At 72.1% G+C, this 15,857-nt stretch carries 13 protein-coding genes; 8 read left to right on the top strand and 5 right to left on the bottom strand.

Annotated features, from left to right (window positions below; all coding sequences use genetic code 11):
• The first annotated feature begins 30 nt into the window (after window positions 1-30).
• Window positions 31-843, top strand: a complete 813-nt coding sequence (locus Q9R28_RS09215) for a carbon-nitrogen hydrolase family protein (RefSeq protein ID WP_066652896.1) — start codon at window positions 31-33, stop codon at window positions 841-843.
• 929 nt (window positions 844-1,772) lie between these two features.
• Here Q9R28_RS09215 and Q9R28_RS09210 read toward each other — a convergent pair.
• On the bottom strand, window positions 1,773-2,975 hold the full coding sequence (locus tag Q9R28_RS09210) for an aminotransferase class I/II-fold pyridoxal phosphate-dependent enzyme (protein WP_311205937.1): 1,203 nt from the start codon (window positions 2,973-2,975) through the stop codon (window positions 1,773-1,775).
• A gap of 221 nt (window positions 2,976-3,196) precedes the next feature.
• Here Q9R28_RS09210 and Q9R28_RS09205 point away from each other — a divergent pair, with 221 nt between their 5' ends.
• The 5 genes from Q9R28_RS09205 (at window position 3,197) to Q9R28_RS09185 (ending at window position 9,743) form a co-directional block, all read left to right on the top strand.
• Window positions 3,197-5,341, top strand: coding sequence for a trypsin-like peptidase domain-containing protein (locus Q9R28_RS09205; protein WP_311205936.1), 2,145 nt, complete (start codon window positions 3,197-3,199; stop codon window positions 5,339-5,341).
• Window positions 5,342-5,559: 218 nt separating this feature from the next.
• Window positions 5,560-6,603 carry a glycosyltransferase family 2 protein gene (locus Q9R28_RS09200; protein WP_251154726.1) on the top strand — a complete coding sequence of 348 codons (1,044 nt, stop codon included), beginning with the start codon at window positions 5,560-5,562 and terminating at the stop codon, window positions 6,601-6,603.
• A gap of 9 nt (window positions 6,604-6,612) precedes the next feature.
• On the top strand, window positions 6,613-7,431 hold the full coding sequence (locus Q9R28_RS09195; protein ID WP_209683599.1) for a CDP-alcohol phosphatidyltransferase family protein: 819 nt from the start codon (window positions 6,613-6,615) through the stop codon (window positions 7,429-7,431).
• On the top strand, window positions 7,428-8,372 hold the full coding sequence (locus Q9R28_RS09190; RefSeq protein WP_311205935.1) for a glycosyltransferase: 945 nt from the start codon (window positions 7,428-7,430) through the stop codon (window positions 8,370-8,372). Before Q9R28_RS09195 ends, Q9R28_RS09190 begins: the two co-directional genes overlap by 4 nt.
• A 138-nt stretch (window positions 8,373-8,510) precedes the next feature.
• Window positions 8,511-9,743, top strand: a complete 1,233-nt coding sequence (locus tag Q9R28_RS09185) for a CDP-glycerol glycerophosphotransferase family protein (protein ID WP_311205934.1) — start codon at window positions 8,511-8,513, stop codon at window positions 9,741-9,743.
• Between the two features lie 11 nt (window positions 9,744-9,754).
• On the opposite strand, the gene Q9R28_RS09180 is transcribed toward Q9R28_RS09185, so the two are convergent.
• The 4 genes from Q9R28_RS09180 to Q9R28_RS09165 form a co-directional block, all read right to left on the bottom strand.
• Window positions 9,755-10,066, bottom strand: a complete 312-nt coding sequence (locus Q9R28_RS09180) for a hypothetical protein (protein WP_251154728.1) — start codon at window positions 10,064-10,066, stop codon at window positions 9,755-9,757.
• Window positions 10,067-10,174: 108 nt separating this feature from the next.
• Window positions 10,175-10,945 carry an ABC transporter ATP-binding protein gene (locus tag Q9R28_RS09175; RefSeq protein ID WP_271825987.1) on the bottom strand — a complete coding sequence of 257 codons (771 nt, stop codon included), beginning with the start codon at window positions 10,943-10,945 and terminating at the stop codon, window positions 10,175-10,177.
• A complete protein-coding gene (locus Q9R28_RS09170) occupies window positions 10,945-11,769 on the bottom strand; it encodes an ABC transporter permease (protein ID WP_251154730.1) in 825 nt (274 codons plus the stop codon). The genes Q9R28_RS09175 and Q9R28_RS09170 overlap by 1 nt, the downstream gene beginning before the upstream one ends.
• A 46-nt stretch (window positions 11,770-11,815) precedes the next feature.
• A complete protein-coding gene (locus Q9R28_RS09165; protein ID WP_066652912.1) occupies window positions 11,816-12,511 on the bottom strand; it encodes an NTP transferase domain-containing protein in 696 nt (231 codons plus the stop codon).
• A 333-nt stretch (window positions 12,512-12,844) separates the two neighbouring features.
• Between Q9R28_RS09165 and Q9R28_RS09160 the strand changes: the two genes are divergently transcribed.
• Both Q9R28_RS09160 and Q9R28_RS09155 read left to right on the top strand, forming a co-directional pair.
• Complete coding sequence (locus Q9R28_RS09160; protein ID WP_311205933.1) at window positions 12,845-14,179, top strand: ABC transporter ATP-binding protein; 1,335 nt, start codon at window positions 12,845-12,847, stop codon at window positions 14,177-14,179.
• On the top strand, window positions 14,155-15,726 hold the full coding sequence (locus Q9R28_RS09155; protein WP_311205932.1) for an ABC transporter permease: 1,572 nt from the start codon (window positions 14,155-14,157) through the stop codon (window positions 15,724-15,726). The genes Q9R28_RS09160 and Q9R28_RS09155 overlap by 25 nt, the downstream gene beginning before the upstream one ends.
• Window positions 15,727-15,857: the final 131 nt, after the last annotated feature.

The following is a 15,857-nucleotide window of genomic DNA, read 5'->3' as shown; positions in this document are numbered from 1 at the left end:
GCGAGGACGTGCCGCGGCTACGCTCGGGCCATGGCAACCCTCACCGTCGCCGCCGCGCAGTTCGCTCCCGTCGACGACACGGCAGCCAACCTCCGCACCGTGCAGGCCGCTGCCGAGGACGCCGCCGCGCGCGGGGTCGACCTGCTCGTGACGCCCGAGTACACGTCGTACTTCAGCGCGGAGATCGACGACCGGTTCGTCGCCGCCGCCGAGCCGCTCGACGGGCCCTTCGTGACCGGGCTCCGGGCGATCGCGCGACAGCACGCCATCGCGCTCGTCGTGGGTGTGGCCGAGACCGCGGGGACGCCGGGACGGTTCCGGAACACCCTGGTCGCGGTGCTGCCCGACGGATCGATCGCGGCGACGTACCGCAAGGTGCACCTGTACGACGCGTTCGGGTCGAAGGAGTCCGACCGCATCGAGTCGGGTGATGCCGACCAGCTGCCGGTGTTCGAGCTCGGCGGGGTCCGCATCGGCCTCGAGACCTGCTACGACCTGCGTTTCCCCGAGGTCACCCGGCGCCTGGCCGCACCCGAGGTCGGCGCAGCCGATGCGGTGGTCCTGCCGGCCGAGTGGGTGCGCGGCCCCGGGAAGGAACACCACTGGCGCACACTGCTGACCGCCCGTGCGATCGAGAACACGGTCTGGGTCGTCGGGGTCGGTCAGACCGGGCCGATCGGTATCGGCGACTCCGTGGTGATCGACCCCGCCGGTGTCGCGGTCGCCGCCGGCGGAGCCCAGCCCGGCACCGTCGTCGCGACGATCGACACCGCGACCACCGAGGCGGTCCGTGCGGTCAACCCCTCGCTCGCGCTCCGTCGGTTCGACGTGCACCCGCGCTGAGCGCACGCCCCGCACGGGCACGGACTGTGCCCGCGCCCGCGCCGCACAGGCTGCGCCCGCCCGGGCCTCTACCGCACGGTCTGTCTCCCCGAGCGGGCGGAACCGGCATCGCGGCGCGAGCTCCGCCCTCGATTCCGCCCGCTCGCGGGCCCTGGTGCGGTCGTGTTCGTCCTCTGCTGCAACCAGACGAGCCGCGCGGACCAGCGCACGACGGCGAACGGGCGGAACCGGGAGAGCCGCGTGCGGAGGGTGCAGGAACGACCCGCTCGCGGGGACAGCCGGCGTCGGCCGGTGTCGGCACGACGAGCTGCGCTCCCCGGACGGGCGGAAACGGCGGCTCAGTGCGGCGGGACGTGCAGAGAAGGCCCGCTCGCGGTGGCTGGGGGACCGGGGCTCCCCGAACGGGCGGAAACGGCGGCTGGGAGCGGCGAGACGTGCAGAGAAGGCCCGCTCGCGGTGGCTAAGGGACCGGGTGGCCGGGTGACCGGCGCTCGTCGAACGGGCGGAAACGGCGGCTGGGTGCGCCGAGATGTGCAGAAGAGGCCCGCTCGCGATGACCCGGTGATCGGAAGCCGGGAGACCGGGTGGCCGGGTGACCGGCGCTCGTCGAACGGGCGGAAACGGTGGCTCGGTGCGCCGAGACGTGCAGAAGAGGCCCGCTCGCGGTGGCTGGGGGACCGGGTGGCCGGCGCTCGCCGGACGGGCGGAAACGGCGGCTCTGTGCGGCGAGACGTGCAGAGAAGGCCCGCTCGCGGTGACCGGGCGATCAGCGCTCGCCGATCGGGCGGAAACGGCGGCTCGGTGCGGCGAGAAGTGCAGAAGAGGCCCGCTCGGCTGGTCCGCGCGGGACGGTGGCGGACGTGCACGTCGGGTGCGGCGCACCGGAGCACGGAGTGCGCCGTGGGGGCGGTTGCGGGCCCGACTCCCGGTCAGTGGGTCGGGGCGAGGGCTGCGAGGCGGCTGACCGCCTCGGACAGGACGTCGCGGCGCTTGCAGAACGCGAAGCGCACGAGCGACCGGTAGCCCGCCGCGCGCTCCGGTCGGACGAACGCCGACACGGGGACGCCGACGACCCCGGCGAGTCCGGGGAGCCGCAGGCAGAACTCCCGGGCGTCGTCGTACCCGAGCGGTGCGGTGTCCGCGAGGACGAAGTACCCACCGTCCGGGTGCATCACCTCGAAGCCCGACGCGCGGAGTCCGCCCGCGAGCAGTTCGTGCTTCTCGGACAGCTCGCGCGCGATCCCGTGGAACACCTCGTCGGGCAGACGGAGCCCGGCTGCGACCGCGGGCTGGAAGGGAGCCCCGTTCACGAACGTCAGGTACTGCTTGACCGAGACGACGGCCTCGACGAGTGCGGGTGCCGCCGTGAGCCAGCCGATCTTCCAGCCGGTGGTGCTGAAGGTCTTGCCAGCGCTGGAGATCGTGATCGTCCGGTCCGCTGCACCGGGCAGGGTCGCGACGGGGACGTGCGGTGCGCCGAAGGTGAGGTGCTCGTACACCTCGTCGGTGACGACCAGGGCGTCGTGCCGCTCGGCGAGCTCGAGGACGGTGGCCAGGACCTCGCGGGGGAGGACCCGCCCGGTCGGGTTGTGCGGTGTGTTCACCAGCACGACCCGCGTGCGGTCGGTGAACGCGGCACGCAGGGTGTCCTCGTCCGGCAGGAAGTCCGGTGCCGTCAGGGGAACCGTGACGTGGGTGCCGCCGGCGAGACGGATCAGCGCCCCGTACGCGTCGTAGAAGGGCTCGAAGGTGACGACCTCGTCGCCCGGCTCGACGAACGCGAGCAGCGTCGCGGCGAGGGCCTCGGTCGCGCCGGCGGTGACGAGGACCTCGCGGTCCGGGTCGACCGTCAGCCCGTACCAGTGCGCCTGGTGCTCGGCGATCGCTTCCCGGAGCTCCGGCACCCCGCGGCCGGGCGGGTACTGGTTCACACCGCGGCGGATCGCGTCGACCGCGGCGTCGAGCACCTCGACCGGGCCGTCCTGGTCGGGGAAGCCCTGGCCGAGGTTGACGGCGCCGGTGGCGGCAGCGAGCGCGCTCATCTCGGCGAAGACGGTCGGCGCAGGGACACCGTCGGGACCGAGCAGCATCGCTCCCTCGGCAGCTCGGAGCCAGGGTCCGTTGCGGTGCATGGTGGTCCCTCCGGTGCGCGCGGCGCGGGTCGACGGCCTGGAGGCCCCAACCTAGTCGGACGGATCGGCAGTGCGCGTCCTGCGGGTCACCCGGCGCCGCGAGACCGGGAACGCGTCCACAGCCCACGCATAAGATCGCCATAGGTCGCTTGCAGCGCCAGCAGGAGCACCGCTCAGGTGGGTCCGGAAGACTGCACGAGCTTGAAAGGAGCACGTCCAGCATGACCGACACCACGCCACACGGCCAGGGCGACGACAACCGCCCCGAGGAAACCGACCACCGGGCCGCAGCCGAGGACGCCTCGCGCGCCACCTCCGGCGAGGGCACGTCGACGCAGGACGTCTCCGGACAGCCCGCCGACCGCCGTACGGACCACGACCACACCGACGTCATCGACGACGCCCACGGGGCCGAGACCGACGTCATCGCTGCGGGGACCGACACCACGACGGACCGCTACACCGCGCCCTACCCGACCATCGACCGCGACCGCGACGGCAGCGATGCCGGGCAGCAGGCCAGCCCCTACGGCTCCGACAACGCTCACCACGGGCGGGGCGACGGACAGAGCGCGTCCGGCCAGAGCGCCCACGGCCAGGACGACGACCGGTACGGGCACAGCCAGTACGGCCAGGGTCAGAGCCAGTACGGCCAGGGCCAGTACGGCCAGGACCAGGGCCAGTACGGCCAGGGCCAGTACGGACAGAGCCAGTACGGCCAGGGCCAGTACGGCCAGGACCAGAGCCAGTACGGCCAGAGCCAGTACGGCCAGGACCAGAACCAGTACGGCCAGAGCCAGAACCAGTACGGCCAGAGCCAGAACCAGTACGGCCAGAGCCAGAACCAGTACGACCAGAGCCAGTACGGCCAGGACGGCCAGAGCCAGTACGGCCAGACCCAGAACCCGACCCCGTACGGTCAGGACCAGTACGGCCGGTCCCAGGGCCAGCCCCGCTACGGCGAGTACGCCCAGGGCACGCCGCAGGTCGGCTCGCAGTACGGCGCACCGCAGAGCGCCTCGTACCCCGGCTCCGCCCAGGCCCCCTCGTCCGCCAGCGCCTTCGGCGACGTGGACGGCTCGAACCAGCGCAACGGCCACTACTTCGGCGGCGCTGCCGCGGGTGCGGCGACCGGGACCGCCACGGGTGCCGCAGTGGGCACGACCGCGAACGGGAAGGGCGGCCGCAACAAGCTCGTCCTGCCGATCGTCGCGGGTCTGGTGCTCGCCGGCCTGGTCGGCGGCGGCGCCGGTTGGGCGGCCGGTGCAGCCCAGGGCGGCGGCACCACCGTGATCGGCTCCGGCTCGTCGCAGAACGGCGGCAACCTCACGGTCAACGACTACAACAACGCCACCGTCGTGACCGCGGTCGCCGCGCAGGCGACGCCGTCCGTCGTCACGATCAACGTCTCCTCGGGCTCCGCGGGCGGCACCGGCTCCGGTGTCTTCTTCACGAAGGACGGGTACATCGTCACGAACACCCACGTGGTGACCCTCGACGGTGACAGCTCGAACGGCACGATCACGGTCACGACGTCCGACGGCAGGATCTACCCGGCGAAGCTCGTCGGCACCGACCCGACGGTCGACCTCGCGGTCATCAAGATCGACGCGACCGGCACCAAGCCGATCTCCTTCGCGAACTCCTCCGAGCTCAACGTCGGTGACACCGCCGTCGCGATCGGCGCGCCGCTCGGCCTGTCGAACACCGTCACCGACGGCATCGTCTCGACCCTGAACCGCAGCATCCAGGTCGCCTCGAGCGCCCCCAGCCAGGGCGGCGACTCGAACGAGGGCGGCAACGGCGACAGCCCGTTCGAGTTCCCGGGCAACGGCGGATCCTCCACCAAGACGACCGTCTCGCTGCCGGTCATCCAGACCGACGCGTCGATCAACCCCGGCAACTCGGGCGGCGCCCTGCTCGACTCGAAGGGCAAGCTGATCGGCATCAACGTCGCGATCGCGAGCGCGGGCAGCTCCCAGTCCTCCGACGCGCAGTCGGGCAGCATCGGTGTCGGCTTCGCCATCCCGGCGAACCTGGTCCAGCGCGTCGCGAACGAGATCCGTGAGAACGGGTCGGCGACGCACGGTCTGCTCGGCGCGACGGTCGGCGACGCCTCCGAGGACGCGAACGCCACCCAGATGGGTGCGCTCATCAAGTCGGTGTCGTCCGGCGGAGCGGCGGCGGACGCCGGTCTGCAGAAGGGCGACGTCGTGACGAAGATCGGCTCGGCATCGGTGGCGGACGCCACCGACCTGACCGCGCAGGTCCGCTTCTTCGCCGGCGGTGCGAAGACGACGATCACCTACGTCCGCGACGGTCAGACGCGCGAGGCCGACGTCACGCTCGGGACCTACAAGAGCTGACGCGACCAGCGACGGACGGGAGGCGCGGTGCCGGCTGGCACCGCGCCTCCCGTCCGTCGTCCGGCCACGCCGCGGCTCGTGGTGCGGTCCGCCGGTCGGCGCCCTGGCGGGTCCGACGCAGGTGGGTGCTCCGGCCGCTTGATAGGCTCATGGCTGCTCTCCGGGGCGGTACCGGTCCACGGTGCGCTCCGCGCGTCAGCCACGACCCCGAGGACCGCATGCAGACAGACGGACAGCCCCTGCCGGGGGTCTCGTACGTGATGCCGGTGCTCAACGAGGTCACCGAGGTCCGTGCGGCGGTCGGGAGCCTGCTGGAGCAGGACTACGAGGGTCCGTTCGAGGTGATCCTCGCGCTCGGACCGTCAATCGACGGGACGAACGAACTCGTCGCCGAGATGAGCGCCGCCGATCCTCGTGTCCGGGCCATCGAGAACCCCGTCGGCTCCACACCCGCCGGGCTCAACGTCGCCATCCGAGCATCGGTGCACCCGATCGTGATCCGGGTCGACGCCCACTCGGTGCTGCCGTCGGACTACACCCGGATCGCGGTCCGCGTGCTGCTCGAGTCGGGTGCGGACAACGTCGGTGGCATCATGCACGCCGAGGGCCGCACGCCGTTCGAGCGTGCTGTCGCCCTCGCCTACGGCAGCCGGGTCGGCCTCGGTGGGACACCGCACCACGTCGGTGGCAAGGCCGGTCCGGCCGAGACCGCCTACCTCGGGGTGTTCCGACGCGACCGGCTGTTCGAGGTCGGACTCTTCGACGAGGGCATCAAGCGCGGCCAGGACTGGGAACTCAACCGGCGGTTGCGCCAGACCGGTGGCACGGTGTGGTTCACCCCGGAACTCGTGGTGACCTACCGGCCGCGGCCGAGCCTCCGACGACTGGTGCGCCAGTTCGTCGCGACGGGCCTGTGGCGCGGTGAGCTCGCCCGACGCTTCCCGGCGAACAACGGCCTGCGGTACTTCGCGCCCCCGGCGATGGTCGTGGCGATGGCGCTCGGGATCGTGGCCGGACTCGTCGGCATCGTCGGTGCCGTGCTCGGGTCGCCCGTCGCCTGGGCGGCGCTGGGCTTCGTCGTCCCCGCCGTCTACCTGCTCTTCGTCGTGCTCGGCGCCGTCCTCGTGGCGCGGCGTTCCGGGCTGCCCACGATGCTCTGGCTGATCGTCGTGCTGCCCTGCATCCACGTCGGTTGGGGCATCGGTTTCATCATCGGGTTCCTGACCCGGACCTCCGAGCTGACCACGCACACGGGACGGTGACCTGACCCCTTGACCGACGACACCACCGGCCGCGGCAGCGCCCGCCCGACCTCGATCGCCGAACTCCGTGCGGTCGCCCAACCCGACGAGGTCCGCTCGCGGGCGAACGCCGAGCACTGGACGGCGTCGCTCTACCTGCGCGACGTGTCGCCGTACCTGACCTGGGTGCTGCTCAGGACGCGGGTCTCGGCGAACCAGGTGACCGGCCTGATGATCCTGGTGGGGTGGAGCGTCGCCGCCGCGCTGCTGATCCCGGGCATCTGGGGTGCACTGCTCGCACTCGTGCTCGGTCAGCTGCAGATGCTCGTGGACTGCTGTGACGGTGAGGTCGCCCGGTGGCGCGGCACCCGGTCGCCCGCCGGGGTGTTCCTCGACAAGGTCGGGCACTACACGACCGAGGGACTCATCCCGATCGCGCTCGGCGTCCGCGCCGCGACCTGGCCGGTCCACGGCGCGGACTGGATGTGGACGACGATCGGGTGCGCGCTCGGCCTGGTGATCGTGCTCAACAAGGCGCTCAACGACATGGTCCACGTCGCCCGCGCGAACGCCGGGCTCGAGAAGCTCGTCGACCGCCGGGACGCCGGCACGGCCCCGTCCGGGCGGCGCTTGGCGACGCTGCGTCGCTTCGCACGCTTCCTGCCCTTCCACCGCCTGTACCACTCGGTCGAGCTGACCATCCTGGCGTTCGTGTTCGCACTGCTCGGGCTCGTCGTCGGCAGCCCGCTGGTCGACCGGGTCCTGGTCGGGGCGCTGTTGCCGCTCGCCGTCCTCGCCACGGCCGGTCACTTCGTCGCCATCATCTCGTCGAAGCGGGTGCGGGCATGACCTCGGGAGCGACGACGGGCGCCACACCGGAGGCGTTGCCCGGGACCCACCGTCGGAACGCCGTCCCGCACCGGCAGCGCCCGCGCATCGCCGTCGTGAGCCTGTCCCAGGGCACCCGTCCGGACGACCTCCGCCGTGGGCTGACGAGCGTGCTCGCGCAGCAGGACGTCGAGCTCGACGTCGTGTGCGTCGGCAACGGCTGGGAGCCGACGGGGTTGCCCGAGGGCGTCCGTGCGCTCGCGCTGCCCGAGAACGTCGGGATCCCCGCCGGTCGCAACGCCGGAGCAGCAGTCGTCGACGGCGACTACGTGTTCTTCCTCGACGACGACGCGTCGATCCCGTCGCCGACCTTCCTGCGTGACGCCGTGGCACTGCTCGAACGCGACCCGTCGCTCGGCCTGGTGCAGCCGCGGGTGGTCGATCCGACCGGATCGGCGAACCCCCGTCGCTGGGTGCCGCGCATCCGCAAGGGCGCTGCGACCGACTCGTCGCCGGTCTTCTCGGTGTGGGAGGGGGCCGTGCTCCTGCCGATGGACGTCCACCGCGCCGTCGGCGGGTGGGGTGCACCGTACTTCTACGCGCACGAGGGCATCGAGCTGGCGTGGCGTGTGTGGGACGCCGGTCGACGCGCCTGGTACGCCGGCGACCTGGTCGCGCACCACCCGGCGATCGACCCCGCCCGGCACGCCGAGTACGTCCGGCTGAACGCCCGCAACCGCGTGTTCCTGGCACGCCGCAACCTGCCGGTGGCACTGCGACCCGTCTACGTCGGGTCGTGGGCCGCGATCCAGATCGCTCGCTGGTGGCGACACCCGGTGCGCCTGCGGACGTGGTTCGCGGGGATCCGGGAGGGCTGGACGGCGGACTGCGGACCGTCGCGGCCCATGGGGTGGCTGACCATCGCCCGGATGACGCTGGCCGGTCGGCCACCCGTCGTCTGACTCCGCCGCCCGGACGTCCCGGCGCCCCGACCGGGCGTCCGCGGTCGAGCACCCCGTCGCTGCCCGCACCACACCCTTCGTCACTGCCGTCGTCGCCGAGCACACCGCCCAGCAACCGCCCGTAGCCTGAGGACCACCATGCCGATCACCAAGGACGTCCGGACCGCGATCCGTCTCGCCCGCCGCCTGCTGCGTGCCCGTCAGAACCGGCGGGAGCTCGACCGCCGGCTCCCGGAGGTCCCGGAGCTCGCACCGCGCTCGATCGAGGTCGCGGTCTACTTCGCCGACGGCAAGGTGAACATGTACCAGCTCCGGCAGTGGTACGCGCCGTTGGCGGAACTCGCCCGCGAGCACCCCGTCGCGATCATCTCCCGCAGCCCCGGCACGATGACGACCCTGCTCGACGAGTCGCCCGTCCCGGCGGTGTACGCCCGCCAGGTCGTCGACCTCGAACGGTTCGTCGAGGAGCAGGCACCGAAGATCGTCCTGTACGTCAACCAGAACGCCCGCAACTTCCAGATGATGCGGTACGGGCGCATGTGGCACGTCTTCGTCAACCACGGCGAGAGCGACAAGATGTACATGACCACCAACCAGTTCAAGGCGTACGACTACGCCCTGATCGCGGGAGACGCCGCCCGGGACCGCCTGCGTGCCGCCCTGTGGGACTACGACGTGGACCGCCGCACCATCGCCATCGGACGCCCGCAGGCCGACCACTTCGCCGGCGCGGTGCCGTACCCCCACGACGACCGGACCGTGGTGCTCTACGCGCCCACGTGGGAGGGCGACCGCGCCGCCGCCGCGTACGGCTCGATCGCGTCGCACGGGGTCGAGCTCGCCGAGCGCCTGCTCGCGACCGGTCGACACCGGCTGGTGTACCGGCCGCACCCGCGCAGCGGCGTGCTCGACCAGGACTACCGTGCTGCCCACGAGCGCATCGTCGCCGCGATCACCGCCGCGAACGCCGCCGACCCGTCTGCGCACCACGTGTACGACGACGGCCCGCAGCTCGGGTGGCAGCTCGCGGACGCGGACGTCGCCGTGACCGACATCAGCGCGATGATCTACGACCGACTGGCCGTCGGCAAGCCGCTGCTCGTGACGCGTCCTGCGGCACCCGAGGCCGACGTGGACGAGCGCGGGTACCTCGGCGCCGCGAACTGGCTGCTCGCCGAGGACGCCGCCGACGTGGTCGCGCGGGTGGACGCCGCCGCGAACGACGCCGAGGAGCTCGCGACGCTGCAGCACTGGGTCGAGCGGTACTTCGGCGACACCACACCCGGCGTCGCGACGCGCCGGCTGCACGCTGCCGTCGACCGTCTCGTGGCGCGCTGGCACGAGGTCGCCCGGGAGCGCGGCGAGGGCTGACCCTGCGGTCGTCACGACGCGAGGCCGACCAGACGGTCGCCCACGAGTGACATCCGCCACAGGTACTCGGAACGGTCCGGGCGCCGCCACCGGACGACCACGATGCCGGTCTGCTCGGGGTCGGCGCCGAACACCGCGATCGACAGGGATCGACCCGGGTCGAGACGGTTGACCGCCAGCGGCGGGCAGTACCCGCTGCCGAGGTGCGTGAGGGAGATCGCGTGGAGCGGCTCCGGCCCGGTGTTCACCAGGTCGTAGCGACGTGGTGCCCAGGATCGGTCGACGGTGAACGGGACTGCGTAGGCCGTGGGTGGGTGGTGCATGCGGGCCACGGTAGGGGGAGGGGCCGACGTCGGGAGCCCGGGGGAGTGCGCTGGTGCCTCGGCTTGTGGACGAGGGGACGGCGGGGCCCGGGTGTGGAGGAGCGGAGCTCAGGCCCCGTGGTCGGCCGCGTACCGCGCCAGGGCTGCCTCGATCGTGTCGTCGAGCTGCAGACGCCCCTTGTCGAGGTAGAGCCCCCGGTCGCAGAAGCGACGCAGGTCCTTGTCGTTGTGCGAGACGAAGAACAGCGTCCGGCCACCGGACAGCAGCTCCTCGATGCGCTTGTAGCACTTCTCGCGGAAGCTCTTGTCACCCACCGCCAGGACCTCGTCCACCAGGATCACCGGTTCGTCCAACCGCGAGATCACCGCGAACGCGATGCGCACCTTCATGCCGCTCGACAGGTGCTTGTAGGGGGTGTCGACGAAGTCGCCGATCTCGGCGAAGTCGATGATCTCGTCGAAGGCGTCGCGGATCTCGGCCCGGGACATCCCGTGCAGACCCGCTGTCAGGTACACGTTGTCCCGGACGGTGAGGTCGCCGACGAAGCCGCCGGTGATCTCGATGAGCGGAGCGACACCCGCATCGACACGGATCCGTCCCTCGTCCGGCAGCATGACCTGCGCGACGAGCTTGAGCAGGGTGGACTTCCCCTGACCGTTGCGTCCGACGACGCCGATGGCCTCGCCCGGTCGGACGTCGAACGACACGTTGCGGAGCGCCCAGAACTCGTCCGCGCGCTTGCGGCGGTTGCTCCCGGCGAACAGGTCCTTGAAGCTCCGGCTCGCGCGGCGGTTGCGCTTGAACCGGATCCCGGCGTCGCGCACGGAGATCACGGGCGCCACGCTCGTGGACGGCGCGGTCCGGTCGGTCGCGGTCATCACAGCTCCTTCAGGACGCGGTGCTCGCTCCGGCGGAACACGACGAGACCGACGGCGAGGACCACGGCTGTGACCACCACCGACACGCCGACCTCGAGCCAGTCGAGCTGGCCGGGGAAGAACGCGGAGCGGTACAGGCCGAAGATACCGCTGAGCGGGTTCAGTGCGGCGATGTCGTGCAGCCGGTCGGGCAGGGCCTGCGTGCCGTAGATGATCGGCGATGCGTAGAACAGGAACCGCAGGACGAGCTTCACGGCGCGTTCCAGGTCACGGAAGAAGACGACCAGGGGTGCGACGATCAGCCCGATCCCGTAGACCAGGGCGCACTGCAGCACGATGGCCAGCGGGTACAGCGCCAGTTCCCAGTGCAGGTGCGCACCGGCGGCGATCGCGAAGACCGCGAGCACCGGCAGGCTCAGCAGGAACTCGATGCCCTTCGAGGCGTTCACCCGGGCGACCCAGATGCTCCGGGGGATCGTCGTCGACCGGATCAGCTTCGCCTCCTTCGTGAAGGCCCGCGTCGAGTCCGACACCGCTCCGGTGAACCACATCCACGGCAGCAACGCCGACAGCAGGAAGACGATGTACGGTTCCTCGCCCACCGATCCCCGGTGGAAGACCTGGGTGAAGACGAACCAGTAGATCGCCGACATCACCAGCGGGTCGAGGATCGACCACAGGTACCCGAGCGCGGACGTCGAGTACCGGACGCGCAGGTCCCGCACGGTCAGCAGCCAGAGTGCCTGGCGGTACCGCCGACCGGCGCTCCGGGACGACGTCGATGCAGTCGTCGCGGGCGCGGTCGGCGCACTCGCTGTGGTCACGCGGCTTCCCTCCGGGCGGAACCGCCGAGGGGGTCCTGACGGTGGTTCAGGCGAACAGGTCGTTCGCGCGCTGGAGGTCCTCGGCGAAGTCGATCTCGACCGCGTACAGGTCGGAGATGTCGATCGGCGACCAGCGTAGCCCGTCCTCGGCGATGGCAGCCTCGATGCCGCCCTCGAAGTACTCCTGGTCGTCGACGCGGCCGAGCTGGCGGATGAGTGCCTGCTTGTCGCGCGAGGAGACGTAGTTGATGCCGACGGCCTCGCCCAGTCCGCCCACGACCCGCTTCGAGAGTTCCTTGATGCAGCCGTCGGCGTCGACCGTGTACTTGACCTCCTCGTCGGAGACCTTCTCGGTGTTGACGCTGACGAACGAGCGGTCCTGGTCCATCATGTCCGCGGCACGGACGAGGGCGCGCGGGTCGAAGACGACGTCGCCGTTCATCCACAGGACGCCGCTCTTGCCGGTCGCCTTGAGCGCGCGCAGCAGGCTCTTCGACGTGTTCGTCGAGTCGTAGGACTCGTTGTAGACGAAGTTCGCCTCGGGGAACGCCTCGACGATGTACTCGGACTTGTAGCCGACGACGATCGTGACGCGGGCGCTCGAGCCGAAGGCGGCTCGGATGTTGTCGAACTGCTGCTGCATGATGGTGCGGCCGTCGCTGAGTTCGGTCAGCGGCTTCGGCAGGCTCCGACCGAGTCGGCTGCCCATCCCCGCTGCGAGGATGACGATCTGCGTGGTCATGCTGGTCCCTTCTGGTGTCCGCCCGCGCGCCGCGTGGGGCACGGGCGGGCCTCGTCGAGTGTGCCCGCTCCGGGTCCGAGTTCGCCGTGAGCGTGCGCTTCCTGCACCTTCGTGCGGGGGACGAGCGGCCACGGGCGCCCGTCCGGGCAGGTTTCCATGTGGTGAACACTCCGTCGTGCCCTGGTGAATGATACGGAACGAGTGCGCTCCGGGGTACACCCCCGCGTGCTTCGTGCTCATTTCGTGATCCTGTGACCGGTTCGGTACCGAGGCCCTCGCGGACGCGCCGCCGGTCGGGGTCGGCCGCGTCCGGCGCGTTGGTACGGTGGGGCGGTGGCTGCAGCTGATGACGACGACGTGTACGCGACGTCCGACGCCGCCTGGCTGGCGGACGCGGACGGACCGTCCGGTGACGCGGCCGACGACGACACGGGGGACGAGGATGCGCGCGACGACGCCTCCGATGATGACGAGATGACCGACGACACGACGGGTGCGGCCGTCGCGGTCGGCCACGACGAAGGTGCACCCGACCAGGGCGCCGACCCGGAGACCGCCGTCGCCGCGCGACCGGCAGCTGCTGCGACGAGCGCACCCGCCACCGCTGCTGCGGCGACCGGCGCACCGACGGCCACGGCCGCCGCGTCGGACCGCACTCCCCGCAAGGGCAAGGGCAAGGGCAAGGGGCGTGCCGCACGACCCTCGGGCCCCGCGACGCCCGCACAGCCCACCGACACGACCGCCACCGGCTCCGGCGCGGCCGGGGACGACGCGTCGAGCACGGGGACGACCCAGCGTGCGGGCACGCCGAAGACCGCTGCGGCCGGCTCCACGGCGAAGGAGAAGCGCGCTCCCGGACGCCAGCCGACCGCCACCGCCGCCGCGACGCAGACCGCACAGGCGCAGCAGCCCGTCGTGCTCCGCGCGAGCGGCCTCGTGAAGCGGTACGGCCAGACCCTCGCCGCGGACGAGGTCGACCTCGAGATCCGCCAGGGTTCGATCTTCGGCGTCGTCGGACCGAACGGCGCCGGCAAGACCACCACGCTCTCGATGGTCACCGGTCTCCTCCGGCCCGACGCGGGCACCGTGACCGTCCTCGACCACGACGTCTGGTCCGACCCGACGGCGGCCAAGCGCGCCCTCGGTGTGCTGCCCGACCGGCTCCGGCTGTTCGACCGGCTCACCGGCGCGCAGCTGCTGCACTACTCGGCCACGCTCCGTGGGCTCGACGGTGCGACCGCACGGAAGCGCAGCACCGACCTGGCCGAGGCGTTCGGTCTCGGCGAGGCGCTCGGGCGCCAGGTCGCCGACTACTCGGTCGGCATGGCGAAGAAGATCGCGCTCGCCGCGACCCTGATCCACTCGCCGCGCGTCCTCGTGCTCGACGAGCCGTTCGAGTCGGTCGACCCGGTGAGCGCGGCGACGATCACGGACATCCTGCGGCGGTACACCCGCGGCGGCGGCACCGTGGTGCTCTCCAGCCACTCCATGGAGCTCGTGCAGCGCACGTGCGACTCCGTCGCGATCATCGTCGGCGGCAAGGTCCTCGCCTCCGGCACGATGGCGCAGGTCCGCGGGCGCAAGAGCCTCGAGGACAAGTTCGTCGAACTCGCGGGCGGCCGCGTCGTGGCAGAGAGCATGGAATGGTTGCACAGCTTCTCCGACTGAGGGTCGACCTGCTCGCGGGCGAGGTCCGTGGGGGAGCCCGACGGTCGGTCCTCGTGGTGCTCGGGTCCCTGCTCGGCCTGGTCGCCGCCGTGGTGGTGGCCGGCGAGCTCCTCGCGCTGCGGCAGGCACCCGTCGAGGTCGCGCGGTCGGTCGCGGTCCCCGTCGGCACGTTCGTCGCCCTCGCACTCACGCTGGTGCCGCTCGTCGTCGGTCGCAGCGACCAGTTCGACCCGCGCCGCTTCGCCGTGTACGGGATCGACCGCCGTCACCTCGCCGTCGGTCTCGGCGTCGCCGGACTCGTGGGCGTCCCGGTGCTCGCCGTCGCGGTCGTCGCGGTCGGGCAGGTCGGCGCGTGGTCGCGCAGCGGCGGCACCGCGGTGCTGGCCGTCGTCGCCGCACTGCTCGGCACCCTGACCTGCGCCCTGCTGCTGCGGGTCGGCAGCGCCGTCGGTGCGACCTTCGTCGGACCGCACCGGTCGCGCGACGCCGGCTGGCTCGCCGCCCTCGTGATCGTCGTGCTGGGACTGCCGGTGGCGTCGCTGCTGTTCCGCAGCGACTGGCTCGACCCCGCCAGCACCGAGCTCCAGCGGATCGCCGACGTCGCCGGGTGGACGCCGTGGGGTGCCGCCTGGGCGGTGCCGGCGGACGTGGCGAGCGGTCGCGTCGGCGAGGGGCTCCTGAAGCTGCTGGTCGCCCTGGTCACCGTCGCACTGCTCGCGTGGGCCTGGTGGGCGCTGGTCGGCGTCGCACTCGAGGCCGCGGACGGACGCGCCGGCACCCGCCGCTACCGCGGGCTCGGCTGGTTCGCCGGCCTGGGCTCGACGCCGGTCGGCGCGGTCGCCGCCCGGGCGCTGACGTACTGGGGCCGTGACCCGCGCTACCGGATGTCCTACCTGGTCATCCTGTTCGTGCCGCTCGTGGTGCTCCCGCTCGGGGTCGCCGGCGTGCCGTGGCACTGGACCGCGCTGGTCCCGCTGCCGCTCATGGCACTCATCGCCGGGTTCCTGCCCCACAACGACGTCTCCTACGACAACACCGCGGTCTGGCTGCACGTGGCGTCGGGCGCTCCCGGTTGGACCGACCGGCTCGGGCGACTCGTGCCCCTGCTCGTCGTCGGACTGCCGCTCGTCGTGGCGGGCGCCGCCGTGTCCGCCGCGCTCTTCGGGGACCCCACGGCCTTCCCGGTGCTCACCGGCATCGCAGTGGGTGCACTGCTCGCCGGGCTCGGGCTGTCGAGCGTCGTCTCCGTCCTGCTGCCGTACCCGACCGTCCGCCCCGGCGACCACCCGTTCCAGCAGCCGCAGGCCGCCGGGACGACGGCCGCGGTCGCGCAGACGACGATGATCGTCGGCATCCTGGCGTCGCTCGTCCCCGCGGGCTGGCTGGCGGTGCTCACCGCGGTCGAGGGTCCGGAACCCTGGGCACTCGCGACGCTCCTCGTCGGCATCGCCGTCGGTGTCGTCGTGCTCGTGACCGGCGTGGCCGTCGGCGGTCGGCTCTTCGACCGGCGCGGTCCCGACCTGCTCGCTGCGGCGCAGCGGAACTGAGCGACTGCCGGCCGGGAGGCACGCTGTGGCCCGACGCCGTGCCTCCCGTCGGCACGCACCGTCGGACGGGAGGCGCGTGGCGGGACCGTCCCGTGCCTCCCGTCCGTCCTCGGTGCAGGTGAGCCGCGTGG

This window comes from Curtobacterium sp. BRD11, from assembly GCF_031844345.1.
GTDB lineage: Bacteria > Actinomycetota > Actinomycetes > Actinomycetales > Microbacteriaceae > Curtobacterium.
Note: the sequence above shows the minus strand (reverse complement) of the source record. Positions and strands in the feature narration are given on the sequence as shown.

Bases quoted from the DNA above. Each gene is read 5' to 3' on its own strand.
- Q9R28_RS09190 (WP_311205935.1), top strand. From the start codon at position 7,428: ATGACCTCGGGAGCGACGACGGGCGCCACACCGGAGGCGTTGCCCGGG.
- Q9R28_RS09180 (WP_251154728.1), bottom strand. From the start codon at position 10,066: ATGCACCACCCACCCACGGCCTACGCAGTCCCGTTCACCGTCGACCGA.
- Q9R28_RS09205 (WP_311205936.1), top strand. From the start codon at position 3,197: ATGACCGACACCACGCCACACGGCCAGGGCGACGACAACCGCCCCGAG.
- Q9R28_RS09200 (WP_251154726.1), top strand. From the start codon at position 5,560: ATGCAGACAGACGGACAGCCCCTGCCGGGGGTCTCGTACGTGATGCCG.
- Q9R28_RS09165 (WP_066652912.1), bottom strand. From the start codon at position 12,511: ATGACCACGCAGATCGTCATCCTCGCAGCGGGGATGGGCAGCCGACTC.
- Q9R28_RS09210 (WP_311205937.1), bottom strand. From the start codon at position 2,975: ATGCACCGCAACGGACCCTGGCTCCGAGCTGCCGAGGGAGCGATGCTG.
- Q9R28_RS09185 (WP_311205934.1), top strand. From the start codon at position 8,511: ATGCCGATCACCAAGGACGTCCGGACCGCGATCCGTCTCGCCCGCCGC.
- Q9R28_RS09155 (WP_311205932.1), top strand. From the start codon at position 14,155: ATGGTTGCACAGCTTCTCCGACTGAGGGTCGACCTGCTCGCGGGCGAG.
- Q9R28_RS09215 (WP_066652896.1), top strand. From the start codon at position 31: ATGGCAACCCTCACCGTCGCCGCCGCGCAGTTCGCTCCCGTCGACGAC.
- Q9R28_RS09175 (WP_271825987.1), bottom strand. From the start codon at position 10,945: ATGACCGCGACCGACCGGACCGCGCCGTCCACGAGCGTGGCGCCCGTG.